25 protein-coding genes are annotated in these 25,535 nt (G+C 57.9%); 13 read left to right on the top strand and 12 right to left on the bottom strand.

The genetic code is table 11. The features are described 5' to 3' along the window. Positions 1-52: 52 nt before the first annotated feature. A complete protein-coding gene (sodB, locus tag ACK4FF_RS12300) occupies positions 53-634 on the bottom strand; it encodes a superoxide dismutase [Fe] (RefSeq protein ID WP_409709629.1) in 582 nt (193 codons plus the stop codon). Between the two features lie 65 nt (positions 635-699). After that, positions 700-2,070 carry an exodeoxyribonuclease VII large subunit gene (xseA, locus tag ACK4FF_RS12295; RefSeq protein WP_409709626.1) on the bottom strand — a complete coding sequence of 457 codons (1,371 nt, stop codon included), beginning with the start codon at positions 2,068-2,070 and terminating at the stop codon, positions 700-702. Between the two features lie 310 nt (positions 2,071-2,380). On the opposite strand from xseA, the gene ACK4FF_RS12290 reads away from it, so the two are divergent. The 6 genes from ACK4FF_RS12290 to adk all read left to right on the top strand — a co-directional run bounded on the left by ACK4FF_RS12290 (position 2,381) and on the right by adk (position 6,320). Continuing rightward, entirely contained in the window at positions 2,381-3,034 is a 654-nt protein-coding gene (locus ACK4FF_RS12290; RefSeq protein ID WP_409709623.1) for a MotA/TolQ/ExbB proton channel family protein, read from the top strand. After that, a complete protein-coding gene (locus ACK4FF_RS12285; protein ID WP_409709620.1) occupies positions 3,031-3,459 on the top strand; it encodes an ExbD/TolR family protein in 429 nt (142 codons plus the stop codon). Before ACK4FF_RS12290 ends, ACK4FF_RS12285 begins: the two co-directional genes overlap by 4 nt. Positions 3,460-3,463: 4 nt before the next feature. Continuing rightward, positions 3,464-4,546, top strand: coding sequence for a tetraacyldisaccharide 4'-kinase (gene lpxK / locus ACK4FF_RS12280; RefSeq protein WP_409709617.1), 1,083 nt, complete (start codon positions 3,464-3,466; stop codon positions 4,544-4,546). Further along, positions 4,527-4,706, top strand: coding sequence for a Trm112 family protein (locus ACK4FF_RS12275; RefSeq protein WP_409709614.1), 180 nt, complete (start codon positions 4,527-4,529; stop codon positions 4,704-4,706). Before lpxK ends, ACK4FF_RS12275 begins: the two co-directional genes overlap by 20 nt. 21 nt (positions 4,707-4,727) lie before the next feature. After that, complete coding sequence (gene kdsB / locus ACK4FF_RS12270) at positions 4,728-5,495, top strand: 3-deoxy-manno-octulosonate cytidylyltransferase (protein WP_409709611.1); 768 nt, start codon at positions 4,728-4,730, stop codon at positions 5,493-5,495. Positions 5,496-5,666: 171 nt separating this feature from the next. Then, on the top strand, positions 5,667-6,320 hold the full coding sequence (adk, locus tag ACK4FF_RS12265) for an adenylate kinase (RefSeq protein ID WP_409709608.1): 654 nt from the start codon (positions 5,667-5,669) through the stop codon (positions 6,318-6,320). Positions 6,321-6,338: 18 nt separating this feature from the next. Here adk and murJ read toward each other — a convergent pair whose 3' ends face one another. Beyond that, positions 6,339-7,898, bottom strand: coding sequence for a murein biosynthesis integral membrane protein MurJ (murJ, locus tag ACK4FF_RS12260; RefSeq protein WP_409709605.1), 1,560 nt, complete (start codon positions 7,896-7,898; stop codon positions 6,339-6,341). A gap of 74 nt (positions 7,899-7,972) precedes the next feature. Between murJ and rpsT the strand changes: the two genes are divergently transcribed. Beyond that, positions 7,973-8,239 (top strand): 30S ribosomal protein S20, encoded by a 267-nt coding sequence (gene rpsT / locus ACK4FF_RS12255; RefSeq protein WP_409709602.1) that lies wholly within the window; start codon positions 7,973-7,975, stop codon positions 8,237-8,239. 179 nt (positions 8,240-8,418) lie between these two features. On the opposite strand, the gene ACK4FF_RS12250 is transcribed toward rpsT, so the two are convergent. The 5 genes from ACK4FF_RS12250 to xseB all read right to left on the bottom strand — a co-directional run bounded on the left by ACK4FF_RS12250 (position 8,419) and on the right by xseB (position 12,797). Next, positions 8,419-8,748: a DUF3579 domain-containing protein gene (locus ACK4FF_RS12250; protein ID WP_409709599.1), complete on the bottom strand. Its 330-nt coding sequence runs from the start codon at positions 8,746-8,748 to the stop codon at positions 8,419-8,421. Positions 8,749-8,880: 132 nt separating this feature from the next. Continuing rightward, positions 8,881-9,690, bottom strand: a complete 810-nt coding sequence (gene folE2 / locus ACK4FF_RS12245) for a GTP cyclohydrolase FolE2 (protein WP_409709596.1) — start codon at positions 9,688-9,690, stop codon at positions 8,881-8,883. Between the two features lie 7 nt (positions 9,691-9,697). Beyond that, positions 9,698-11,620, bottom strand: coding sequence for a 1-deoxy-D-xylulose-5-phosphate synthase (dxs, locus tag ACK4FF_RS12240; RefSeq protein WP_409710190.1), 1,923 nt, complete (start codon positions 11,618-11,620; stop codon positions 9,698-9,700). Further along, positions 11,614-12,522, bottom strand: a complete 909-nt coding sequence (locus ACK4FF_RS12235; protein WP_409709593.1) for a polyprenyl synthetase family protein — start codon at positions 12,520-12,522, stop codon at positions 11,614-11,616. The genes dxs and ACK4FF_RS12235 overlap by 7 nt, the downstream gene beginning before the upstream one ends. Further along, positions 12,519-12,797: an exodeoxyribonuclease VII small subunit gene (gene xseB, locus ACK4FF_RS12230; protein ID WP_409709590.1), complete on the bottom strand. Its 279-nt coding sequence runs from the start codon at positions 12,795-12,797 to the stop codon at positions 12,519-12,521. The genes ACK4FF_RS12235 and xseB overlap by 4 nt, the downstream gene beginning before the upstream one ends. Before the next feature lie 176 nt (positions 12,798-12,973). Between xseB and ACK4FF_RS12225 the strand changes: the two genes are divergently transcribed. The 3 genes from ACK4FF_RS12225 (at position 12,974) to ACK4FF_RS12215 (ending at position 15,909) form a co-directional block, all read left to right on the top strand. Beyond that, a complete protein-coding gene (locus ACK4FF_RS12225) occupies positions 12,974-14,101 on the top strand; it encodes an aromatic ring-hydroxylating oxygenase subunit alpha (protein WP_409709587.1) in 1,128 nt (375 codons plus the stop codon). 90 nt (positions 14,102-14,191) lie between these two features. Further along, a complete protein-coding gene (locus ACK4FF_RS12220; RefSeq protein ID WP_409709584.1) occupies positions 14,192-14,989 on the top strand; it encodes a GntR family transcriptional regulator in 798 nt (265 codons plus the stop codon). A 35-nt stretch (positions 14,990-15,024) separates the two neighbouring features. Then, on the top strand, positions 15,025-15,909 hold the full coding sequence (locus tag ACK4FF_RS12215; RefSeq protein ID WP_409709581.1) for a DMT family transporter: 885 nt from the start codon (positions 15,025-15,027) through the stop codon (positions 15,907-15,909). Here ACK4FF_RS12215 and ACK4FF_RS12210 read toward each other — a convergent pair. From ACK4FF_RS12210 to polA, 3 genes are read right to left on the bottom strand one after another with little or no spacing between them, the layout of a single operon-like run. Beyond that, a complete protein-coding gene (locus ACK4FF_RS12210; RefSeq protein ID WP_409709578.1) occupies positions 15,906-16,688 on the bottom strand; it encodes a ZIP family metal transporter in 783 nt (260 codons plus the stop codon). The two genes, ACK4FF_RS12215 and ACK4FF_RS12210, sit on opposite strands and share 4 nt — an antisense overlap. Positions 16,689-16,692: 4 nt before the next feature. Continuing rightward, positions 16,693-17,595, bottom strand: a complete 903-nt coding sequence (locus tag ACK4FF_RS12205) for a dienelactone hydrolase family protein (protein ID WP_409709575.1) — start codon at positions 17,593-17,595, stop codon at positions 16,693-16,695. Positions 17,596-17,625: 30 nt separating this feature from the next. After that, on the bottom strand, positions 17,626-20,442 hold the full coding sequence (polA, locus tag ACK4FF_RS12200; protein ID WP_409709572.1) for a DNA polymerase I: 2,817 nt from the start codon (positions 20,440-20,442) through the stop codon (positions 17,626-17,628). Between polA and ACK4FF_RS12195 the strand changes: the two genes are divergently transcribed. The 3 genes from ACK4FF_RS12195 to ACK4FF_RS12185 all read left to right on the top strand — a co-directional run bounded on the left by ACK4FF_RS12195 (position 20,443) and on the right by ACK4FF_RS12185 (position 23,040). Next, on the top strand, positions 20,443-21,180 hold the full coding sequence (locus tag ACK4FF_RS12195) for a TIGR00730 family Rossman fold protein (protein WP_409709568.1): 738 nt from the start codon (positions 20,443-20,445) through the stop codon (positions 21,178-21,180). It begins immediately after the preceding gene. 79 nt (positions 21,181-21,259) lie between these two features. Then, a complete protein-coding gene (locus ACK4FF_RS12190; protein ID WP_409709565.1) occupies positions 21,260-22,222 on the top strand; it encodes a homoserine kinase in 963 nt (320 codons plus the stop codon). 8 nt (positions 22,223-22,230) lie between these two features. Further along, the gene (locus ACK4FF_RS12185; RefSeq protein ID WP_409709562.1) at positions 22,231-23,040 is read left to right on the top strand and encodes a BPSS1780 family membrane protein; all 810 of its coding nucleotides are present in this window, start codon (positions 22,231-22,233) and stop codon (positions 23,038-23,040) included. Positions 23,041-23,184: 144 nt separating this feature from the next. On the opposite strand, the gene ACK4FF_RS12180 is transcribed toward ACK4FF_RS12185, so the two are convergent. After that, positions 23,185-25,431: a UvrD-helicase domain-containing protein gene (locus tag ACK4FF_RS12180; protein ID WP_409709559.1), complete on the bottom strand. Its 2,247-nt coding sequence runs from the start codon at positions 25,429-25,431 to the stop codon at positions 23,185-23,187. Between the last annotated feature and the right edge of the window lie 104 nt (positions 25,432-25,535).

Raw genomic sequence — 25,535 nt, 5'->3', positions numbered from 1 at the left:
AAACAAAAAAGCCACCCGAGGGTGGCTTTTTGCTTCAGTACCGCCCAAGTGATCAGGCAGCGAAGTTGGCTTCTGCAAACTTCCAGTTCACCAAGTTGAAGAAGGTTTCAACATACTTGGCGCGCAGGTTGCGGAAGTCGATGTAGTAGGCGTGTTCCCACAGGTCGCAGGTCAGCAAAGGCACATCAGCCGTGGTCAGGGGTGTTGCGGCATTGCTGGTGTTCACAATGTCCACGGAGCCATCAGGCTTTTTGACCAGCCATGTCCAGCTGGAACCGAAGTTACCGATGCAAGACTTGGTGAAGGCTTCTTTGAAGGCTTCAAAGCTGCCGAACTTGGCATTGATGGCATCGGCCAGTGCACCGCTGGGTGTACCACCGCCGTTGGGGCTCAAACCATTCCAGTAGAAGGTGTGGTTCCAAATTTGGGCTGCGTTGTTGAACACGCCGCCAGTGGATTTCTTGACGATCTCTTCAAGGGTGGCGTTTTCAAACTCAGTGCCTTTGATCAGACCATTCAAGTTGGTCGCATAGGCTTGGTGGTGCTTGCCGTAGTGGTACTCCAGCGTCTCTTTGGAGATGTGGGGGGCCAGTGCGTCCATGGCATAAGGCAGTGGGGGCAACGTGTGTTCCATTTTTTGATTCCTCTCGCAGCAACAGTGAACAGCCGATTCTAACGTGAAAAAGCGACAAGACCGAGTCAGGAACCAGGTTTGGTGAACGGATCGGGGTCTGCGCCTCCGTGTTTCTTCACTGCTGTCACGCCCAAGCTCAAATGCCCGTCTTTCAAGGTGGCTTTCACAGCCTGACCGGGTTGGGCCTGCGCCACCGAACTGAGCACACAGCCTTCGGTTTCGTCTTGAAGGTAAGCAAAGCCGCGTTCCAGCGTGCGTTGGGGGGAGACGGCCTCCAGCACCTCGGACCGGCGCACCAACACGGACTCTGTGTGCTGTAAGGTCAGCGCCAGACGGGTCTTCATGGCCTGTATGTTGACTTGAAGCTGGCTGTCGGCAACTTGAGACCCCTTGCGGCCCTGCTGACTGAGACGCTGGGACCATTGGGCCAATGAGTGGCCCACCGACTGAAGATGTTGATTCAAGGGTTGGGCCAAACCACGGGCCAACGCATCCAGCCTGCCGGCCAGGCGATCCGCATAATGGCGCGGAGTCACCAAGCCGAATTCCGCACGGTCAACCTGCTGCTCGAGCCGACTCAAGCGCTGTCGCAGTGATTGGCCCATCGACAGGGCGTGACTGGCGACAGCATCCAGTAAATCCATCGTGGGTGGGCAAATCAACTCAGCGGCCGCGGTCGGTGTGGCTGCCCGAAGGTCAGCGGCAAACTCGGCCAGCGTCACGTCAGTTTCATGCCCCACGCCAACCACAATCGGTGTTTGGCAAGCCGCCACCGCACGCACCACTACCTCGGTGTTGAAACACCACAGGTCTTCAAGGCTGCCGCCGCCGCGGCACAGGATCAGCACATCGTGCCCTGCAGAATCAGCCCGCCGCAAGGCCTGACGAATCTGCAACTCGGCCCCTTCGCCTTGAACCTGGGTGGGATACACACAAAAGGCCAGGTGCGGCGCACGCCGCGTCAAGGCTTGACGAACGTCAGCCAGGGCGGCCGCTTGCAATGAGGTCACCACACCGACACTGAAGGGGACGGCAGGCAAAGGCTGTTTGCGGGCAGCATCGAACAAACCCTCTTGCGCCAATTTCGCTTTCAAGGCCAGAAACTGCTCGTAAAGATTGCCCTGCCCGGCTTTTTTGAGCACATCGACCACCAATTGAAGGTCGCCGCGGGGCTCGTACACCGACAATTGGGCCAACACCTCCACCTTGTCGCCCAACACGGGGGTAAAACCAGCGAGTACGTTGCGGGCGCGAAACATCACGGCCTTCAACTGCGCCTGGTCATCTTTGAGTGTGAAATACCAATGGCCTGACGACGCCTTGGTGAAGCTGGCCAGTTCGCCCTGAATGCGCACAGAAGGCCAGGCCGACCGCAGGGAATCGCTGAGTAGCCGGGAAAATTGGCTCACTGTCAAAATGTTTTTCGAGTCAATCATTTAGCGGTGTGTTCTGTGAAGCAAAGCCTGTTTATCCACAGGCGCTAGCAAAAACAATCATGGCTTGCAACACTTCCGAAACAATCGAAAATACGTACAACCTCATGATTTTATGTATATTTCCCGACAATCAACTTTTTTCAACAAGCTCCGGAGAGACAAATTCCTGATTTCCATCATCTCACTGGATCACTTTTCCCCAAAGTTATCCACAATGGAGCATTCACCGCCAAACCCCTGAGTTCACTCCGGATTTGAATTGCGTGGAAAACTTCGCTAGAGTGCCGTTCTCATTGAACAGGAGTCTACTGTGTGGGCAATCGTGACCGCCGCCGGCTGGCCAATCTGGCCGCTGATTTTTGCATCCATCATCGCTTTGGCGATTGTGATTGAACGCGTCCATGCCTTGAGGGCCGAGCCCCTCTTTCCCAAAAACCTGATCGAAGAGGCCTGCAAAACGCCAGCCCTGTTCAAGGACGCCAATAATTTGGCCCGGCTGAAAGCGCACAGTGCCTTGGGCAGTATTTTGGCCAGTGGCTATGCTGCGGCTTACGCCGGGGGTGCGTGGTCGGAAGCCATGGACGACGCCGCAGCCCAAGTTCAACGCAATATGGCCAAACACTTGGACCTGTTGTCGCTGATTGCCAGCGCGGCGCCTTTGATGGGCCTTTTGGGCACCGTGGTGGGCATGATCGAGATATTCGCCGTCCAAGGCGCTGCCAGCCAAACACCGGAGAGCCTGGCCAGCGGTATTGCAGTGGCCCTGTACAACACGGCATTTGGCCTGATGGTGGCCATTCCTGCCTTGGTGGCCTATCGCCTGCTCCGTTTGCGCATCGAAACCCTGCTGAACCGGCTGGAGGTGCAGTTAGAGCCTTTTGAAGGTTTGGCACGCCAGATTGCCGCAGCCAGCTCGGGCACACGCAGGGTGAGCAAGACCCGCAGCGAGGAAGCCCGACCATGAAATTGAGGCGACTGGACACGGGCGAGCCGCCTGACATCAACTTCATTCCACTGATTGACGTGTTGTTGGTGATCGTGATTTTTTTGGTCTGCACCACCAGTTTTGTTCGCCAGAGCCAGTTGAAAGTGGAATTGCCGGGTACACGGTCCGGTGAAACGGCCAAAACCGACGATTCAGTGCTGCGAATCAGGGTTGGGGTCGACGGCAACTTCACTGTGGACCAATCCGCCGTTTTGGACGCCAACGGCCTTCGTCGGGAACTGAAATCGGCCTTGACCAAACTGGGCACAGGCCCAGCCACGGCCCGCGCGGTGATTGAAGCTGACTCCAAAGCATCCCACCAGTCTGTGGTGGTGGCCATGGACGCCCTGGCCTCACTGGGCGTCGCCCGTGTGTCCATCGCCACGGCCGGCGGCCGCCGCTGAACCGATGTCAGCCATCACCCGGCGGGCTCGCCTCGAACAGTGGTTGACCGGGGTCTGGTACCGCGGTAATCCGGCGGGCTTCTGGGCGGGCCTGTGCTTGAGTGCCCTCACCGTCTTGCACCACCTGTATCGTCGCTGGGCCGGACTGCAAACCCGGTCACTGGCTGCCCGGGTGCCCTACACCCAAGGCCCGCTGGTGGTGGTCGTTGGTAACCTGATTGCCGGTGGCGCCGGAAAAACACCGTTGGTACTGGGTTTGGCCCACTCGTTGACAAGCAAAGGTTACCGGGTGGGTTTGCTCAGCCGAGGCTACGGGCGCTCAGGCCAGGCTGTGGCCGTGCTGTCCACCATGGACGAGCCCCCCCACCAACTCAGCCAAACCTGCGGTGATGAACCGGTTTACCTGCATCAAATGTCAGGCTGCCCCGTGGCTGTCGGGCGGGACCGAACTGCAGCCTTGGCGGCATTGCTGGGTGAGTTTCCCCGGCTGGATGTGGTGATCTCCGATGATGGGTTGCAACACCACAGACTTAAACGCCACGTGGAATGGCTGGCTTTTGACGCCCGGGCTGCGGGCAACCGCCGTTTGCTGCCTGCCGGCCCCTTGCGCGAACCCTTGGAGAGGGCCAACGCGGTCGATGCCATCGTTTGCAGCAACTGCGAACCCGCTCAGATTGCCCAGCAGACAGGCCTTCCCCCCGACACCCGCTGGCACGCGGTGACCGTCCGCCTGAGTGGATTCGTACAGGCCAGCAGCGGACTCACCATGACCGTTGAGCAGGCCGTCGCCCAGTGGAGTACATCCACCGTCGCCGCATTCACAGGCTTGGCTGAACCAGACAAGCTCTTCGCTTCCCTGCGCCAAGCTGGTCTGAACCTGACCCACACCACCGCGCTGCCCGACCACGCCCAGTACCCGATCGATTTTTGCGAAAGCCTGCTGGGCCAAGTGCTGATTACGACCGGCAAAGATGCCGTAAAATTGAACACGGACGACCCCAGATTGTGGGTTGCGGAAATTGCCGTGCAGTTGCCTCAGGCACTGATCAACCCCATAGAGGACCAACTTGGACCCCCAACTGATTGATGTGCTGGTGTGCCCCTTGTGCAAAGGCCCGCTCGAAAAACGACTCAGCGACGGCGCTCTGCTGTGCCACGCTGACAACCTGGCCTTTCCCGTGCGTGATGGCATTCCCGTGATGCTGGTTGAGCAGGCTGTGCCCATTCAATCGGCCAACCCGGCCTGAGCCCCGTTCCAGGTCACTGTCATGTTCAAAGCCGTTATTCCTGCCCGCCATGCGTCGACCCGCCTGCCCGGCAAACCCCTGCTGGACATTGAAGGCAAGCCCATGGTGGTGCGTGTCGCAGAACAGGCGCTGAAAAGCGGCGCATCCGAAGTGGTGGTTGCCACTGACCACGCTGAGATTGCACGTGTGTGCGAAGCGGCGGGCCTGCGAACCTTGATGACCCGGGCGGACTGGCCCACGGGCACCGACCGTTTGTCCGAAGTGGTTCAACTGTGCGGCTGGCCAGACGACACCGTTGTGGTCAACGTACAAGGCGACGAACCCCTGATTGACCCGGCCCTCATCGACCGCGTGGCCCAGGCGCTTTTGCAGGGCGACCAAGACATCGCCACCTGCGGGCATGGCATTGAGGACTGGACCGAGTTCAAAAACCCCAACGTGGTCAAGATTGCCCTGCGCGAAGACCATGAGGCTTTGTACTTTTCCCGCGCACCCATTCCCTATCCACGCGACCATTTTGCATCGGAAACCAAGCCAGCAAGTTTGGGCGAACAAGCACTGGGCATTCGGCACATTGGCCTGTATGCCTACCGGGCGTCGTTCCTGAAGAAGTACCCAAGCTTGGCCCCCAGCCCGCTCGAAACCCTTGAATCGCTTGAGCAACTGAGGGCTTTGGCCCATGGGTTCCGCATAAAAGTGTGTATGATTCAGGAATCCCCCCTACCAGGGGTAGACACTTCGGATGACCTAGAGCGAGTCCGCAAGTTGGTCAGATCCCGTCAGGGCTGAACGTCCCGGTTTGAATTCCCATCGATCCCGCAGGTAAGTTTTTTGCAAGTTGCAGGGCATAGACTGGTGTTGAATTCGACTGGGCTATTGGCCCAGACACGTGCTCACGGTGCAGCACCTTATTACGCGCGCGCTGGAGCAAGCCAGATTACAAAAACTCTTGAGGCAATTATGCGTTTGATTCTTTTGGGAGCGCCCGGTGCAGGCAAAGGCACGCAGGCCACATTCATCAAAGAGAAATTCGGGATTCCCCAGATTTCCACTGGCGACATGCTGCGTGCCGCCGTCAAGGCTGGGACCCCGCTGGGGCTGGAAGCCAAAAAGGTGATGGACGCAGGTGGCTTGGTGTCTGACGACATCATCATCAACTTGGTCAAAGAACGCCTGAAGGAAGCCGACTGTCAAAATGGGTACCTGTTTGACGGTTTTCCCCGCACCATTCCCCAAGCGGAAGCGATGAAGCAAGCCGGCGTGAAAATTGACTTCGTGCTGGAAATTGACGTGCCCCACAGCGAGATCATCGAGCGCATGAGCGGCCGCCGGACCCACCCCGCCTCAGGCCGTACCTACCATGTGCGTTTCAACCCCCCAAAAACGGAAGGCGTTGATGATGTGACCGGTGAGCCCTTGGTTCAGCGCGACGACGACAAAGAAGAAACAGTGCGCAAACGCCTGGACGTGTATGAAAACCAGACACGCCCCTTGGTGGACTACTATGGCCAATGGGCAGCCACTGGTGACAGCGTGGCCCCGCAATACCGCAAAATTGCGGGCGTGGGCTCAGTGGACGAGATCCGCACACGCGCCTTCGACGCATTGAAATAAACCAACGCTGTGCCGCGCCTAGCCCTGCGGCCTTTTCAGCAGGGTGCGCGGCTTCAAGCCCATCAAGGCCAAAGCGCCAAAATACACCACCCCACACAGCGCGATGACGGCCAGCACTGCGGCCATACGAAGTACTGGGGTGGCACCCATGGCCACCCAATCCATGTGCTGATTGGCCAACACCAAGACCACGGACATCACAGCGCAGGCCACCAGGCATTTTCCCCAATAAGGCAGCCAGCCCGCGCTGGGCGAGTACAGGCCACGACGCCGCAAGCCCCAGTACAGCACGACCGAGTTGATGAGCGCCCCGACACCGATGGACAACGGCAAACCCACATGGCCTAACCAAGGCACGAACACGATGTTCAGTAGTTGAGTGGCAATAACCACAAATATTGCAATTTTAACGGGCGTACGCACATCCTGACGGGCATAAAAGCCCGGCGCCAACACCTTCACCAGCACAAGGCCTGTCAAGCCAACGCTGTAAGCCATCACGGCCTGGCTGGTCATGTGGACGTCGTGGGCATCAAACCGGCCATAGTGAAACAGCAAGGCCACCATGGCGTCGCTGAACAGGCCCAGCCCCACAGCGGCGGGCAGCACCAACACCACGGTCAAACGCAGGCCCCAGTCCAGCAAACGGGAGTATTCTTCCGCACTGCGTTGGGCGGCTGCGGACAAGGAGGGCAACAGCACCGTGCCCAAGGCCACACCCAAGAGGGCCGTTGGAAACTCCATAAGCCGGTCACCAAAAGAAATCCAGGACACACTGCCCGCCTCCAGATGCGAGGCAATGTTGGTGTTGATGATGAGGCTGATCTGCGCCACCGACACCGCCAACGTGGCCGGCACCATGTTGGTCAGGATGGTGCGAACCTGCGCGTCGGCCAAAGCGGCTTTGATGGCCGAGAAACCGGCAAAAGGGTTGATCCAGCAACCCGTACGCCACAAACCAAACCACAACAGCAGCACCTGCAATACCCCGCCGACCATCACTGCAATGGCAAAAGCCTGTGAGATTTGGTCCACATAAGGCGCCAACACCACCGCACCGGCAATGAAGCTGACATTCAGCAAGACAGGCGCAAAGGCCGGCAGCGCAAAAGACCGGAAGGTATTGAGCAAGCCTGAGGCCAAAGCCACCATGGAGATCAGCAGGAGATAAGGAAACATCCACTGGGTCAACTGCACGGTGAGTGCGTACTGGGCCGAGCCGGGCTGCAAGCCACTGGCCATGCCAAACACCACCCACGACGCGCCTGCCGTGCCTGCCACCACAACAACCAACAGCACCAAGAACAACAATGACGCAGCTCGGGCTGCCAACGACACTGCTGCGTCACGGCCATGGGTTTGGGCAGTTTGGGCCAGCACCGGGATGAATGCCTGAGAAAAGGCACCTTCGGCGAACAGACGCCGCAGGAGATTGGGTATGCGAAAGGCGATGAAGAAGGCATCGGATTCGCCACCAGCCCCCAGCAAGCGGGCGGTGATTGTCTCCCGGGCCAGGCCGGTGATGCGTGAAAGCATCGTCATGGCGCTGACTGAGGCTGCCGATTTCAATAAATTCATAGAAGGATTGTGAAAAGGCGGTGTATTTGTTAAGATAGTGGGTTTCCGAATTCTACACCTTGGATTAGAGCAACATGGCTAACACCGCACAGGCGCGCAAGCGCGCTAAACAAGCCGCTAAACTGAATGCGCACAACTCTGCGATTCGTTCAGCGATGAGAACTGCTGTCAAGAAAGTACGCGCCGCTGTGGCCGCCGGTGACAAGGCTGCTGCACAGGCCGTTTACCGCGAAACCACCAGCGTGCTGGACCGCGTGGCTGACAAACAGATTATCCACAAGAACAAGGCTTCCCGCCAGAAATCACGCCTGTCCGCTTTGGTCAAAGGCATGGCTGCTTAATTCAGCTCAATAGGTTGGCTTACGTTGGGCCCTAGTCCGACAGCCTGAAACTGCCCTTTGGGGCAGCTGATCAGCGCAAGCTAACAAACGCAAGCTACGAAACAAAAACCCCGCAATGCACAAGCAGCTTGCGGGGTTTTCGTTTTTCTTGGTGCAAAAGTGGCCAGGGCCAGGCAGCGCTAGGCCGCCGGTGGGTCAGGCAACAAGCAGGCATCCAGCACTTGCAGGTCGTTGTCTCGGGCAAAGTTCAATACGAAATTCAAGGCCATGGGCTCAATTTCCTTGAGCCGCTCATTCACCACAACGCATTTGATGTTGTTGATGACAATCGGCAGGCAATAGGGGCTGTAAGCCAAGTGCTGCTGACCAGATTGTCGGCCTGGAGGTTTGAACTGGGCCATCACGCCACAGAGGCGCTCGGACCAATCGGAGGGGCGGAACACCCTGCCGGTCGAGGTTTGACCGACAATGAAAATTTCCTTGGGCTTGACCTTGGGTGGCTCAGCCATGTGTGCGGTGCTCCATTGCGCGTGCTCAAAGCGGCATTATCGCGAAACCGGCATTGTGTGCCGGCAACCTTACAGGGGCCTGAAGTGTTGGGTTCGTTCAGGCCCCGCCTTACTCACCACTGCAACCACACCTTAAGCACGGTCGATGCGAGCGTAGGCTGAGTGGTTGTGAATGGACTCGAAGTTCTCTGCTTCCACGGTGTAGTGGCCGATTTCCTTGAATTTATTCAGGGCAATGGCTACATCACGCACCAAGTCTTCCACGAACTTGGGGTTGTCGTAAGCACGCTCGGTGACATACTTTTCATCAGGACGCTTGAGCAAGCCATACAATTCGCAAGACGCCTGCTGCTCAATGCTGGAAATCAGCAAAGCGATGTCCAGGTCCTCTTTCAAGAGCACACGGGCTGTGACATGGGAACGTTGGTTGTGGGCACCGTACTCCGAAATTTTCTTGGAACAGGGGCACAGGCTGGTCACGGGCACCACGACGGTCAGGTAGATGTCCTCACCAGCGGCGCTGGCACTGCCGTCCAGGGTCAATTGGTAGTCCATCAGGCTGGACACCCCGCTGACAGGGGCAATCTTCGACAGGAAGTAAGGCAACTCCATCTTGATACGGCCAGAGGGCGCATCAAGGCGGTTCAGCATGTCCTTCAACATGGCACGGAAACCCGCCACTGTGAGCGTGGTGCCTTGTGACTCTTCAAGCAGTGCCACAAAGCGGGACATGTGGGTGCCCTTCTGGTCGGCTGGCAAAAACACGGTCATCTCAAACTCAGCCACGGAGGGCATGGGTTTCTGGCCGGACAATTCGATCAGGACCGGGTATTTCACAGAGCGGATGCCCACGGACTGGATCGCAATGTGGCGTGTGTCGATGGAACTCTGTACGTCTGGAATGGCCACGGCGGACTCCAAACCCTTGTCGCGTGTATTCATAACTTCCTCATTGGTGTGCAGTCCGGCTTGAAACATGCCGAACTACATTGGTGTGGCGGCCAAACAGGTCGCCAAAGTGCTGCTCAATCGAGGCCTGAATACCCGAAGCATCCAGTCCAAGGTTCTTTAACAAAAGGGCGTGGTCCCCATGATCAATGAATTCATCGGGCAAACCGAGTTGCAACACGCGGTTGGTCAAACCATGGGCATGCAGCACCTCGGTCACGGCCGAGCCTGCCCCACCCATGATACAGCCCTCTTCCACGGTCACCAAACAGTAGCGCTCTTCCGCCAGACGCTTGATGAGCGCTTCGTCGATGGGTTTGACCCAACGCATGTCGACGACCAGCGCGCCAAGGGCACGCCCCGCAGTCAACGCTGGTTCTAACATGGAGCCAAAAGCCAGAATTGCAAGCTTCAATTCGCTGCTTTGCGGTGTATGGCGCACCACGGCTTTGCCGATTTCCACGGAATCCAGTGATTCATCAGCCACTACGCCAGGGCCGGTGCCCCGTGGGTAACGCACCGCTGCGCACCCCGGGTGACGGTAGGCGGTGGACAGCAGTTTTCGGCATTCATCTTCATTGGATGGCGCAGCCACCAGCATATTGGGGATGCAACGCAGGTAGGCCATGTCGTAATTGCCGGCGTGCGTCGCCCCGTCGGCCCCAACGAGGCCCGCGCGGTCCAAGGCAAATGTGACGTCCAGGTTTTGCAAGGCCACATCGTGAATGAGTTGATCGTAAGCGCGCTGCAAAAAGGTGGAGTAAATGGCCACAACCGGCTTCATGCCTTCGCAAGCCAAGCCAGCAGCAAAAGTCACTGAGTGCTGCTCGGCAATGCCCACATCGAAATAGCGGGACGGAAAACGACGCTCAAACTCCACCAAGCCTGAGCCTTCCCGCATGGCCGGGGTGATGCCGATTAATTTGCGGTCAGAAGCGGCCATGTCGCACAGCCACTGGCCAAAAATCTGGGTGTAGGTGGGCGGTTTGGGCCCGGTGGCTTTCTGGATCCCCACGCTGGGGTCGAATTTTCCGGGGCCGTGGTAAAGGATTGGGTCCTGTTCAGCGAGTTTGTACCCGGCGCCTTTTTTGGTGATGACATGCAGGAAAATCGGGCCGCGCATGGCCCGCAGGTTTTGCAATGTGGGAATCAAGGCGTCCAGATCGTGCCCGTCAATCGGGCCGTAGTAATTGAAGCCGAACTCTTCAAACAGAGTGGCTGGGGTGACCATGCCTTTGACATGCTCTTCAAGCCGATGGGCGAATTCCACCAGCGGGGGCGCAACACCCAACAGGCCTTTGCCCACTTCTTTGGCGGTGTTCATCATGCGCCCGGACATGAGTTTGGCCAAGTGCTTGTTCAGCGCCCCAACGGGTGGGGAAATGGACATGTCGTTGTCGTTGAGGATCACCAGCAGGTCGATGTCGGGTGTTACACCGGCGTTGTTCATCGCCTCGAACGCCATGCCCGCAGTCATTGAGCCGTCGCCAATGATGGCCACGTGCTTGCGGTTCACACCCAGGTTGCGCGAGGCCACCGCCATGCCCAGCGCAGCAGAAATGGAGGTGCTGGAGTGCGCAGTGCCAAAGGCATCGTATTCGGATTCAGAGCGCTTGGGGAAGCCAGAAATACCACCGTATTGGCGCAAACCAGGCATGGCATCGCGACGACCAGTCAGAATTTTGTGGGGATAGGTTTGGTGACCAACATCCCACACCAAACGGTCGTTCGGGGTGTTGAACACGTAGTGCAAGGCCACCGTCAATTCGACGGTGCCCAGGTTGGAAGACAGGTGCCCGCCAGTTTTGGAGACTTGTTCAACAATGTAATTGCGAAGCTCGTCAGCCACCTGGGGCAATTGGCTTGTATGCAAGCGGCGCAGGTCGGCCGGGCTGTCAAGACGTTTTAACAAGTCGCTCATGATGATCGCTCAGTGATCAAATCCACCAGGGTGCGCAAGGGCGCCGCCGCATCGGGTTCAAATGGCGCCAAGGCGGACAGTGCCTGGGCCTTCAAGTCAGACATCAGTTGTTTGGCCGCTTCCAGGCCCAGCAGACTGACGGCTGTGGGTTTGTTGTTCAATGCATCTTTGCCCGAGGTTTTGCCCAAGACATCGCTACTCGACTCAACATCCAATATGTCGTCTATCACTTGATACGCCAAGCCCAAAGCCTTGGCAAATCCTTCTAATCGCTCCTGCAAGCCGAGGTCCAAGTCGGGTTGGCTAAGGTAGCCCAAGCGGATGGCCGCGGCAATCAGGTCCCCGGTTTTACGGGCGTGCATGCCAGTCAACGACGCCCAATCCATGGATTTACCCACATGAGCCAAATCGATGGCCTGGCCTGCGGCCATGCCCATGGGCCCTGAAGCCCGCGCCAAAGCCGCTATTTGCTTGACCTGAACCGACGCAGGAAGTTCACCGGGCAGGGCCAGCCAGTCAAAGGCCAAGGTCTGCAGGGCATCGCCAGCCAACAAGGCGGTGGCTTCCCCGAAGCGAACATGGCAGGTCGGTTTGCCCCGGCGCAGTACGTCGTTGTCCATGCAGGGCAGGTCGTCATGCACCAGGGAATACGCATGCAGGGCTTCGATGGCGCATGCCGCTGCATGCAGGGATTGCGCAGGGGTACCGACAACATGGCCGCTGGCATACACCAACAATGCGCGAAGCCGCTTGCCACCATCGAGAAGCGCGTATTGAACCGCTTCATTCAAGGACTCGGACGGCCCGGCAGAGCGTGCCAGATGGTCTTTCAGCTGGGCTTCCAGGCTGTGACGCGAGTCCTGAACCCAGGATCGCTCGGTCACTCCGGCCACAAGGGTGCTCAAGACAGGGCTCCGTCGCCACTGCCGGGCTGGTCAAGCAGACCGGCCTCAATGCGGGCTACTTCGCCACGGACTTGGCTTAGGCGGTCGCGACAATAACGCACCAAATCAGCCCCTCGGCGATACTGGGTTAGCAGTTGGTCCAGGCCCAACTGGTCTGAATCCATGGATTTCACCAAGCCCTCCAGTTCGGCCATGGCTTCTTCAAAACTGGCTGGCAAGCCGGCTGAGCCTTCAGGCGGCTGGGCAGTAGTCTGGGCCGTTTTTCGGCTGGTCATAGAGATGCAATCCATTACACATTGGACGAACCTTGTATTTTACTGTGACTTTCGCAAAACGCGAAAAGTCTTTGGCGGGAATGTCGATCCGGGGGTACAATCCCGTTTCTCTTTGTGTTCAACCACTTATTTTCAGCAGCGCGAACGATGACGCTGTGGGGGAGGCACCCGGCATCATGTCCGATTTGAGTGATTTGTCGATTTTGTCGCAATCTGGCCTGCAGCCTGGTGCGTCGACCTACTTTGATGAACGCGTACTCAAAGCCGAAATTGATCGGCTCTATCGTGACGGACCGGGCTATGTCGGCCACACCCATTGGGTGCCTGAGGCTGGCGACTGGCGCTCCCTGCCTTGGGAAGACCACGGCCGACTGCTGGTGAACAACGCCGGTCAGGTTGAATTGCTCTCCAATGTCTGCCGTCACCGCCAGGCCATCATGCTCAAGGGCCACGGCAACTCCCAAAACATTGTGTGCCCCCTGCACCGCTGGACCTATGACCTGAACGGCGAGTTGCTCGGCGCGCCGCATTTCAACCAGCAACCCTGCACACGACTGCAAAACTATGGCCTGCAAAACTGGCGCGGGCTGTTGTTTGACAGCAAATCCAATATTGCAGCGGAATTGGCGCAGGTGCCCTTTCTGGATGAAATCGACTTCACGGGCTACCAACTGGACTCGGTGAAAGTCAGCACCTTGCCGTACAACTGGAAAACCTTCATCGAGGTGTACCTCGAGGACTACCATGTCGACCCGTTCCACCCGGGCTTGGGGCAGTTTGTAGACTGCGCCAACCTGCAATGGCACTACGGGCGCAACTGGAGTGTGCAATCCGTGGGCATCAAAGCCGGGCTTCGCAGACCGGGAAGTCGGGTTTACAAACAGTGGCACGATGCTGTCATGAAGTTCTCGGACGGCAAAGAACCCAAGTACGGCGCCATCTGGTTCTGCATGTACCCCAACATCATGGTGGAGTGGTATCCGCACGTGCTGGTGGTGTCTACCCTGCACCCCAAAGGCCCACAGGAAACCCTGAATGTGGTCGAATTTTACTACCCAGAAGAAATTCGCCTGTTCGAGCGCGAATTCGTGGAGGCTGAACAGGCCGCCTACGCTGAAACCGCCGTGGAAGACGATGAAATTGCCACGCGCATGGACGAGGGCCGCCGGGTGTTGATGAATCGGGGTGAAACCGATGCAGGCCCCTACCAGAGCCCCATGGAAGACGGCATGGTGCACTTCCACACCTGGTATCGCCAGGCCATGCTTCACAAGGAAAGTCAGCCCAGCTTGAAACTGGCCTGACCCCCCCGGGGTGGTCATGGGTTTTGTTGTCCAAGGTTTTTCTGCTACATTGGTTGGACAACAATAAAACTCTTGACCTTTGGTTCCTCTATGAATCAGACAACCCCGGCCTCAGCCCAACGGGTGGAAGGCCATATGCCTGCCTATTCCCGAATCAGCGATACACTGATTCGGGAAATTCGCAATCAGCAGTGGTTGCCGGGCTCGCCCCTGCCCAATGAAAAGAAATTGGCGGAACGTTTCGGGGTGTCCATCGGCACGGTTCGAAGGGCCGTCGAGCATCTGAGCAACTTGGGCTTGGTCAGCAAACGCCAAGGGCTGGGCACTTTTGTGTCGCCCCAAATTTCAGTGCCGCCGAACAACCACAATTCACCAGCACCTAGCCCCGCACCTCGACCTTTCAACATCAAAACAAGCCCTACGGGAAACGCACCCCAGGCAGCCAACGTGCGCACGGAAGTTCTGGCCCTGAACGAAAGGCAGGCCAGCGAGGTGGAAGCCAAGGCCTTGGGGGTCATGCGGGGTTCAGCGGTGTGGGAAGCCCAAATACGGCACTGGCTGGGCGAGCAGCCCGTGGTCCTGGAATGTCTGTGCCTGGCCCAAAGTGTGTTTCCCGCACTAACCTTGGCGCAATTGCAGGCCTGCCATGGCGACCTGTACTTGCTGGCCAAAGGTTTGTTCGACACCCGCATTCTCGAAGTGAAGGATGAAGTGAGTGTGGAGCCGCTTGATCACCATGCAGCCATGCTGCTGAACAAGGACCGCAGCCAACCCGCACTTCGGGTGCTGCGCGTGACACGCGATGTTGGACACACCACCCTTGAGCACCGAGAGGTGTGGATGGACCCGGCCCATGCGCATTACCTGTCCCGTTCTGGCGTGAGCTGACCAGCCCCCACCCCCAAAGCCGATAGACTGTCGGCATGCAAGCGCTCTGGATGTTGTTGGCCTGTGTGTGTTTCGGCACCATGGGCATGATGGTTAAATTGGTGGCGGACGATGTGAGTTTGGCCACAGTGGTGTTCTTCCGGGGCGCTGTACCCTTGTTGCTGTTGGCCACATGGGCCATGGCCCGGGGCCACAGCCTGAAAAGCCCGGTGCTGCATTTGCATGCCAAACGCAATGGCGCAGGTATAGTGGCCATGTGGTGCGGGTTCTACGCCACCTCACACCTGCCGCTGGCCACGGCCACCACCTTGTTGTACACCTCTCCAATTTTCATTGCGCTGATCATGCGCCTACGCCGCCCAAGCAGCCAGGCGGTGGATCAAGCCGCCGCCAAACAACAGACGGCCATGATTGTTCTTGGCTTTTTGGGCGTTGTGCTGGTGCTGCAACCGCATGTGTCAGCAGGCTTGGGGGTGTATGCGGCCATCGGTTTGATTGCGGGTATGGTGTCAGCCGTGGCTTACCTGCAGCTCAAAAGCTTGGGCAATGTGAACGAACCGGAATGGCGCACAGTGATGTACTTTGCGGTGACCGCAGCATTCACCAGCCTTTTGGCCATGCTGGCCACTTCAGACCCGATGATTCACGGGGCTTTTCTCGAGCTCGGCGCCTGGACTTGGTTGTGGTTGATTGGCCTAGGTTTCTTCGGCGGCGCTGGCAACCTGGCATTGACACGCTCGTTCGGCAGTGGCTCAACGTGGATGTCCGCTGCTTTACAGTACATGACCATCGTGGTGTCTGCCGTCTACGGCTGGGCGGTGTTCAACGACGTGCCTAACCTGGTCAGCTGGATTGGCGGCGCCGTCATCATGGCGTGTGGCGCCCTGTCGGCTTACCACACCCACAAAAACAAGGCTTAATGCTGGTGCAGGAAAGTCGCCAGATAGGCCACCATGACCACGCCCAGCGCAATGGTCACCACTTGGCTTAAGCCAGCCTTGAAGGCAACGCGCTGCTGCATTTGGGGAATGAGGTCAGCCACTGCCACATACAGGAAACTGGCGGCGGCCAGCACCAGCGCGACTGGCAACACCTGAGACATCTGCGAGAACAGTGTGTATCCGAGGTAAGCACCCAACACGGCAGCCAAACCCGCCACCACCATTAAACGCAAGGCCTTGGCGCGGGAAAGCCCGGCATTGACCAGCACCAGGTAATCCCCGGTTTGTTGCGGGATTTCATGCAGAACAATGCTGAGGGTGGTCAACATGCCCAAGGTGTGGTCCACCAGGAAAGCACTGGCGATCAGCAAACCATCGGCAAAGTTGTGGATGGAGTCGCCCACCACGATGAGCAAGCCGCCTCGGCCAGCCTCGCGTTCATCGAAACCGTGGTCGTGATGATGGCCATCGTGTTCGTGATGATGGCTGTGGCGAAACAGGGCGAATTTTTCAAGTACAAAGAAAAACAGCAGCCCGCCGAGCAGCCAGGCAAACAGGGCATGGTGGTCCATGCCTTTGTCCAAAGCCTCGGGCAGCAGGTGCAAAAGTGACGCGCCCAACAGCACCCCAGCCGACAGGCTGACCATGGGTTCAAGGGCTTTGGCAATGAATCGGGAGGTGAGCAAACCGGCAGCCACGATGGCCAAGCCGGTGCCCATGGCCGCAGCCAGGAGCACCCACGGAAGGTCTACATGCACGTTGTCAGATCAGGCCGCGCCCGCGTAAAAACTGAAGTGCCTGATTGTACGCCTGTTTCGCAGCAGCGGCGTTGTAAGTCGGCCGGTAGTCGGCGTGGAATCCGTGCTGGGCGCCCGGATAAACTTCGATGGTTGACTGCGCAGCATTGGGATTGTTGGGCGCTGCATCCTTCAAGGCGGCGCGCATGCGCTCAACAGTGTCCAAGGGAATACCAGTGTCTTCAGCGCCATACAGGCCCAACACCGGGGCCTTTAAGTTGGCGGCGATGTCCACAGCGTGCTTGGGGGTCATGGCGTTGTTGGGGCCCACCAGTCGGCCATACCAAGCCACCCCGGCTTTTACGGCAGGGTTGTGCGCACTGTACAGCCAAGTGATTCGACCACCCCAGCAGAAACCGGTGATGGCCAGTTTTTGGGTGTTTGCGCCTTCCTTGGCGGCAAATTCCACGCAGCGGTCGAGGTCGCTCATGACTTCTGAGTCGGGCACTTTGGACACCACGTTTTGAATGATTTCAGCAGCAGTACCGTACTGGCCTGGGTCGCCGTGGCGGGAAAACAGCTCTGGGGCAATGGCGTAAAAGCCGGCTTGAGCCAGGCGGCGACACACGTCCTCAATGTAGGCGTGAATCCCAAAGATTTCCTGCACCACCAAAATGACGGGCGGGTTTTTCACACCGACGGGGCGCACGCGCTGGGCGAATATTTCATCGCCATCGACTGGCACCAACACCCGCCCTTCCTGCAATCCTGTGGACGGTGTGGTGATGGCTTGCGCCAACAGAGGGTTGGCCGCCATGGCAAACCCGCCCACCGTCAAGCCTTTGAGTACGGTTCGACGGTCCAGCGCCTGCTGCCCACCGCCGGTGAGTGCTTGAAGGTCGCTGACCTGTTGCTCGTGTTCATTCATCGCTTGCCTCCAGAAAGTACTCGGTGATGCTCAGTGGGCTTCATCCCAATTGGAGCCCACCCCACATCCGACCTCCAGCGGTACTTTCAGTTCCGCCACTTGGGTCATGATCTCCGGTACTTTGACCTGAATCAGGGGCAATTCGGAATTGGGGACTTCGAGTATGACTTCGTCATGCACCTGCATGATCATGCGGGATTGCAAGCCTTCGTCACGCAACCACACCCGGAGGCGGTTCATGGCCATTTTGATGAGATCGGCCGAGGTGCCCTGCATGGGTGCGTTGATGGCTGCCCTTTCCGCAGCAGCGCGGCGCGGCCCGTTGGGGCTTTTGATTTCAGGCAACCACAAGCGCCGCCCGAACACTGTGCTCACGTACCCTTGGGCCTTGGCCTGGGTGCGGACGTCTTCCATGTACCGCGCCACGCCGGGGTAACGGGCAAAATAACGGTCGATGTATAGCTTGGCGGCATCGCGGGTGATGCCTAAATTGCCCGCCAAACCGAAGGCGCTCATGCCGTAAATGAGGCCAAAGTTAATGACCTTGGCAGTGCGGCGCTGGTCACTGGTGACCTCGTTCAAACCCACACCAAAAATTTCACTGGCTGTGGCCGAGTGAATGTCCAAGCCGTTTTTGAAGGCATCAATCAAGGCCTGATCGCCGCTGATGTGCGCCATGATGCGCAATTCGATCTGGGAATAATCGGCCGATACCAACACATGGTCTGCGGGTGCTATGAAGGCTTCGCGCACACGCCGCCCTTCGGCGGTGCGGACGGGAATGTTTTGAAGGTTGGGGTCGTTGCTGGCCAAGCGGCCAGTGACCGCGACAGCTTGGGCGTAATTGGTGTGCACACGGCCTGTGCGTGCATTCACCATTTTCGGCAGCTTGTCGGTGTAGGTGCTCTTGAGCTTGGCCAAACTTCGGTGCTCTAGCAGTTTGGCCGGCAAGGGGTAGTCCTCGGCCAGTTTGGTGAGCACCTCTTCATCGGTGGACGGTGCGCCACTGGCGGTTTTCTTCACCACGGGCAAGCCCAGCTTGTCGAACAGCAATTCACCAATCTGCTTGGGGGAATTCAGGTTAAAGGCGCCACCGGCCAGCTCAAACGCTTGCGATTCAATGTCCTTGAGCTTCTCGGCGATTTCTGCGCTTTGGGTATCCAGGCGCAGGCTGTCAATCAACACACCATTGCGCTCAACATCAAACAGGGTTTGCGCAAAAGGCAACTCGACGTTTTGGTACAAGTCCAGCAAATCGGGGCTTTGGGCCAGTTGCTCACGAAGCACATGCGCCAAGCGCAAGGTGACTTCAGCGTCTTCGGCGGCGTAGCGGGTGGCCGTGGCAATTGGCACCTGCTCAAAGCCAATCTGACTGGCTCCCTTTCCGGCCACTTCTTCGTATTTGATGGTGTTGTAGTTGAGCCAGCGCAAGGCCAATGCATCCATGCCGTGCGGTTTGTGGGCCTCCAGAATGTAACTGGCCAGCATGGTGTCATCGACCAAACCTTGCACGGCAATACCGTGGTTGGCCAGCACATGGGTGTCGTACTTGGCGTTCTGGGCGATTTTGCCCGCCTTCGGGTTTTCAAACCAGGGTTTGAACAATGCCAGGGTTTCATCCAAAGGCAGTTGGGCCTCAGCGGTCAAGTCCTGATGGGCCAGTGGCAGGTAGTAACCGGTGCCCGGCTCAAGCGCAAAACACAAGCCCACTACCCTTGCGTTCAGCGGCTCAAGCGAATCGGTCTCGGTGTCAAATGCAACCGGTTGACCTTTTCGGGCTGCATCGCTGAGGCGTTCAAGCAAAACAGCCCGTTGCTCAACAGTCATCACACACTCGGTGACAATTGAACTGGCGTCTTGTGTGGGTGCGTCGAACAATTGATTGGGGCCGGAAGGCAAGGCCGAGTCGGGTTCTGCGAACAGGTCGCCAGTTTGGCCCGTGGCCTTGGGCTGAGTTGTTGGGGCCTCGTCGGCCGCCCCACCCAGGGCCCTGAACCACGTCTTGAATTCGAAACGCTGAAACAGTGTTTTCAACACATCCGGGTTTTCGGGTTGGGCCTGCAGGGCACTGCTGATCTGATCCCGTTCGTTGAATTCGCAGTCAGTTTTAACGGTGACCAAAGTTTTGCCGGTGGGCAACCAATCCAGGGCTTTTTTCAGGTTCTCGCCGACTTTGCCGCCGATGGCATCCGCATTGGCCACCACCCCATCCAGCGTGCCGTACTCGGCCAGCCACTTGGCGGCTGTTTTAGGGCCGACTTTGTCCACACCCGGCACGTTGTCGACTGTGTCGCCGACCAACGTGAGGTAATCCACAATTTGTTCGGGGTAGACGCCAAATTTTTCGAACACCGTCTCGCGCGTCATGACCGAATTTTTCATCGTGTCGACCAAGCGCACATGGTCATTCACCAACTGGGCAAGGTCTTTGTCGCCAGTGGAAATCACCACCTCTTCAAAACCTTGAGCCAGCGCGGCATGGGCCAGGGTGCCGATGACATCGTCGGCTTCTATGCCGGGCTCGGCGATGATGGGCCAACCCAGCGCTCGGGTGACCTCGTAGATGTGAGGGATTTGCAGGGCCAAGTCCTCAGGCATGCTGGAACGGTTGGCCTTGTACTGCGGATAAATGTCGTCACGGAAGGTTTTGCCCGGTGCATCAAAAACGCAGGCGATACAATGGTCCGGCCCGTCGTCAGTGACATGATCGGCGCGAAGGCGACGCAGCATGTTGACCATGCCGTAAATAGCCCCGGTGGGTTCACCGGCGCGATTGCGCAGGTCGGGCATGGCGTGAAAGGCGCGGTAGAGGTAACTGGACCCATCGACAAGGAGTAAGCGCTTCATATGACTAGCAAAAACAAGAACATTCCGACCTTGCGACACCTGCCCTCCAAGGAACAGTCCACCACAGTGAAGGCCCGGGAGTCGTGGCATGTGCTGGGGATTATGGCAGAGTTCATCGAGGCGACCGAGAAGCTCTCGGCAATTCGCCCCTCGGTGTCCATCTTCGGTAGCGCCAGGACCAAACCAGACCACCCTTATTACCTGCTGACCGAGGACATTGCGCGCGCCCTGTCCGACGCGGGTTTTGCCGTGATCAGCGGTGGGGGCCCGGGCATCATGGAGGCCGCCAACAAAGGGGCCCATGCCGGGGCTTCACCCAGCGTGGGCCTGAACATTGAGTTGCCCTTTGAACAACACGGCAACCCGTACCAAAATATTTCGCTAACCTTCCGGCACTTTTTTGCCCGCAAGGTGGCTTTCGCGAAGTACGCCAGTGCCTATGTGGTGATGCCCGGCGGGTTTGGTACGCTGGATGAGTTGTTTGAAGCGCTGACGCTGATTCAAACCAACAAGGGACGACGCATTCCGGTGCTGTTGGTTGGCCACGCATTCTGGAGCGGCCTGATTGACTGGGTGAAAAGTCATTTGCTGGGTGAGGGTATGATCAGCGAGTCCGATCTGGACCTGTTCGAGATTGTTGAAACCCCTGACGAGGTGCTGGACCGAATTTTCCGTTTCTACGAAAAACGCACCTTTGGCCCATCCGACAGCGAGACCGAGATGCTTCTGGACCTGTAATCCAGGCACAAAGTGCGGTTAAAATCGCGGGGTTTGCTCTCGAGGGCAAACCCCGTTTTTCTTGTCAACAGGACCTGACATGGCCGTATTCACCCGCATCACCCATGAGGAACTGAGCCTCTGGCTCAAGGACCGCGCCTGCGGGGAGCTGATCAGCTTCGAAGGCATCTCGTCCGGCATTGAAAACACCAACTATTTTGTCAACACCAGCGCTGGGCGCTATGTGCTCACGATTTTCGAGAAACTGCGCGCCGAGGACCTGCCCTTTTACCTCGGCCTGATGGGGCACTTGGCCCAAGCGGGCCTTCCGGTGCCCGGCCCGGTGGCTGACTCGCATGGGCGAGTGCATGGCGACCTGAAAGGCAAACCCGCCACCTTGGTGAACTGCCTGAAGGGTCAATCCGTGATTGACACCAACCCGGCCCAATGCGCGGCAATCGGTGAGTTTTTGGGCCGTGCCCACAGTGCTGTGCACAACTTCGACGGCCAAACACCCAACCCACGCGGCCTGGAATGGATCAGTGAATCGGCTAAAACGCTGGCAGCCTACCTGCCGGAAACGCTCTTGCGTCTGCTGAACAACGAAGTGGCGCACCAACACGCCGTACAACACAGCGACACCTACGCCAAGCTACCCCGAGGGGCGGTGCATGCGGATTTGTTCCGCGACAATGCGCTGATGGTGGGTGACGAACTGGGCGGCGTGATCGATTTCTACTTCGCCGGCGTGGATACATTTCTGTTTGACTTGGCAGTCACCGTGAATGATTGGTGTATCAACCTGACCAGTGGCGAACTTGACGCAGCACGCGTCAACGCGCTGACTCAGGCCTACATGAAGGCGAGGCCCTTAAACGGTTCTGAACGCGCCTTGTGGCAGGATGCCCTGCGGGCTGCCGGCCTTCGATTCTGGACCTCGCGCCTGATGGACTACTACCTGCCTCGAGACGCCGAAGTGCTGAACGTGAAAGACCCGAGCCACTTTGAACGGATTGTGCTGGCCCGCCGCCAAGGCATTCCCCCACTGCCTCAGCAAGGTTGACCCAAGCCATGGCGACCCATCTGCATGTTTGTACACCCAGGGACGGCTGGAATTGGCTGATGCAAGGCGTGGCGCTGTTTCGCAAGCGCCCTGCAGACCTGTTTATCTTCGGCAACACCTACCTGTTTGTCATTTTGTTTGTCGGCATTCTGATTCCCTTTTTAGGCGCAGCACTGGTCACCCTGTTGACCCCGGCCATGGCCTACGGCATCAACCTGGCTGGCAAAATGGCCAACTCGGGGTTGAGAATCACCCCCGCCACTTTGTTCGCAGGCTTGGGGCCTGACAACCGGCGTTACCTGAACAAGCTGATGATGCTGGGTGTGGCCTATACCGCTGGGTTTGCGGTGGCCAAGCTGATCGCGCATTTGGTGATGGGGCCTCAGCCCGACATTGATTTGGCCAATCTGCGCAATCTGCCCCCAGAGCAATTGGCCCAAGTGACTGAATTCATGATGCAGTCAGCCGCGCTGACCATATTGACCACCATTCCAGTGATTCTGGCCTTCTGGTATGCACCGGTGTTGGTGGTGTGGCATGACATGCAACCCGGCCAGGCTATTTTCTCCAGTTGGGTGGCGGTGTGGCGAAACAAAGGCGCATTCGTCATCTACGGCATGGGCTGGTTGCTGCTTAGCTCCATGCTGAGCGGGCTAATCGTCGGTGTATTCAGTCTGCTGGGTCTGCCCGCCGCCTTGCTGGGCGCGCTGAATATCATGACGCTGGCCCTGATCATGGCCATTTCCTTGGCCACGGTTTACTTCTCCTACACTGCGGTGTTTGAGCATACGGACGAATTGGCTATTACGGGAGACTGATCGAACCGCAAAAGTGGTTGTTGTGGAACTTGGTCTAGCCGGGTACCGCAACCTTTGCGGGTTCAGTGCGTGTTGGCGGAGGCCTTGGGTTTGTCTTGAGTGCTGCCGTTAACCAAAGATTTGAAATAAGTTTGAGTTGATAGCTCACGTTGGCTCCAGCTTGGCCAAACTCAGCATTAACCATTTCATCCCTTGACGGCCAAAGTTGATCTGTATTCTTTGGTCGTCACCCTCACCTTCATAAGCCACCACCACACCTTGACCAAACTTGGCATGGGCCACACCAGTGCCAATGGGATATGGCCGCTTGGCCGCCGATTGGGTGGAAGTGCTGTAACTGCCTTTGGACCACGCCGATGAACCACCGCCCCAGCTTTTGGCGTCCAAATTGTCCCAACCCGACGTGGCAATGTGTGCACGCCGTGGGGTGAGCCATTTCAGAACATCGTCGGGCAGCTCATCCAGAAAACGTGACCTTAGGTGGTAACGAATTTGCCCGTGCAACATGCGCTGCTGTGCATAGCTGAGGAACAATTGCTCGCGCGCCCGTGTAATGGCCACGTACATCAGGCGGCGCTCTTCTTCCACCGCCTCAACGGAAGTACCATCACCCGCCTCCACGGTATTGCCCACACTGTTCTCGTGCGGAAACAAGCCTTCTTCAAGGCCGGTGACAAACACACAACGGAACTCCAAGCCCTTGGCCGCGTGAGCCGTCATCAGTTGAACAGCCTCTTCACCGGCCGCTGCGCCGTTGTCACCAGCCTCCAGAGAGGCGTGCGACAAAAAATCCGCCAAAGGCGAAATCAACTTTTCAGGGTCCACCTCGGTGGCCGCGGTGTCCTGGAAATGCCCCTCAGCGACTGCGAATGACGCGGCCGCGTTCACCAGTTCTTTCAAGTTTTCAACCCGGTCTTCGCCGTCTTTGTCCAACTCGAAATGAGCCAACAGACCGCTGTCTGTGACCACCTTGTCGACCAATTCAGGCAAGCCCATGCCGCGGGTTTCAAACCGCAACCGCTCGATCAACTGGGCAAATTTCTGCAAAGCAGCCTGGGTGCGGCCTTCCATCAAACCAATCGCCCGGTAAAGCGAGAGGCCCTGGCCGGTGGCCACGTCCTGCAATTGCTCCACGGTGCGGGCTCCAATGCCCCGCGTTGGAAAGTTCACGACACGGGCAAAGGAATTGTCATCGTCCGCGTTGTCGAGCAGGCGCAGATAAGCCAGCGCATGCTTGATTTCAGCGCGTTCGAAAAAGCGCAAACCGCCGTACACGCGGTAAGGAATGGACGCATTGAACAAGGCCTGTTCAATGACCCGAGACTGGGCGTTGGACCTGTACAAAATTGCGACCTCGGAACGCCCCAAACCTTCCTCGGTGGTCAGCTTGCGGATTCGATCAATGATGAAGGAAGCTTCATCCTGATCGCTGACGGCCTCGTATACGCGAATGGGCTCGCCTTCGCCGGTTTCAGTCCACAAGTCCTTGCCCAAACGGGCTTTGTTGTGCGCAATCAGCACGTTGGCGGCTTTTAGTACATTGCCCACCGAACGGTAGTTCTGTTCCAGCTTGATTCGGTTCTGCACGTTGAATTCGCGCTCAAACTGGCTCATGTTGGCCACACGGGCACCGCGAAACGCGTAAATGGACTGGTCGTCATCACCCACCGCAAAAATGCAGCCCTCGGGGCCAGACAGTCGTTTCAACCACTGATACTGCAGCGTGTTGGTGTCCTGAAACTCATCCACCAGGATGTATCGGAAGCGTGCTTGGTAGTGCTCACGCAAAGCCGGGTTGGCGCCCAGTAACTCGAAGGAACGCAACAGCAGTTCGGCAAAATCCACCACCCCTTCGCGCTGGCATTGGGCCTCGTAGGCCTCGTAAAGGCGCACCAACACACGGTGGTAGTCGTCAAAGGCCTCAACATCTTTGGGCCGCAAACCTTGTTCTTTGGCCGACCCTATGAAGTACGCCAACTGTTTGGGCTGATACTTCTCGGGGTCGATGTTCAACACCTTGTACATGCGTTTGATGGCCGACAGTTGATCCTGAGTATCGAGAATCTGAAACGCCTGCGGCAAACCCGCCTCACGCCAATGGGCGCGCAGCATGCGGTTGCACAAGCCGTGGAAGGTGCCCACCCACATGCTGCGGGTATTGATGGGCAGCATGCTGGAAATACGGTGCAGCATTTCCTTGGCGGCCTTGTTGGTAAAGGTGACGGCCAGCACCCCGTTGGGGCCCACTTGCCCGGTCTGGATCAACCACGCAATACGCGCTGTCAGCACCTTGGTTTTACCGCTGCCCGCCCCTGCCAAAATAAGGGCTGATTCGCGCGGCAGAGTGACTGCTGCCAATTGTTCAGGGTTCAGTTGATCGAGCAAGGACACAGCGCGGGTTTCACCATCATGGAAATGCTGTTGATTTTAACAGGGGTATTGCCCATTCACGCCGCGCCTGTGCGCCCCGATGCCGTCTGGCCACGGTCATGCGC

Origin of the sequence: Limnobacter sp. (genome assembly GCF_046297615.1) — a bacterium.
Classification (GTDB): domain Bacteria; phylum Pseudomonadota; class Gammaproteobacteria; order Burkholderiales; family Burkholderiaceae_B; genus Limnobacter.
This window is presented reverse-complemented; position numbering and strand designations above follow the sequence as displayed.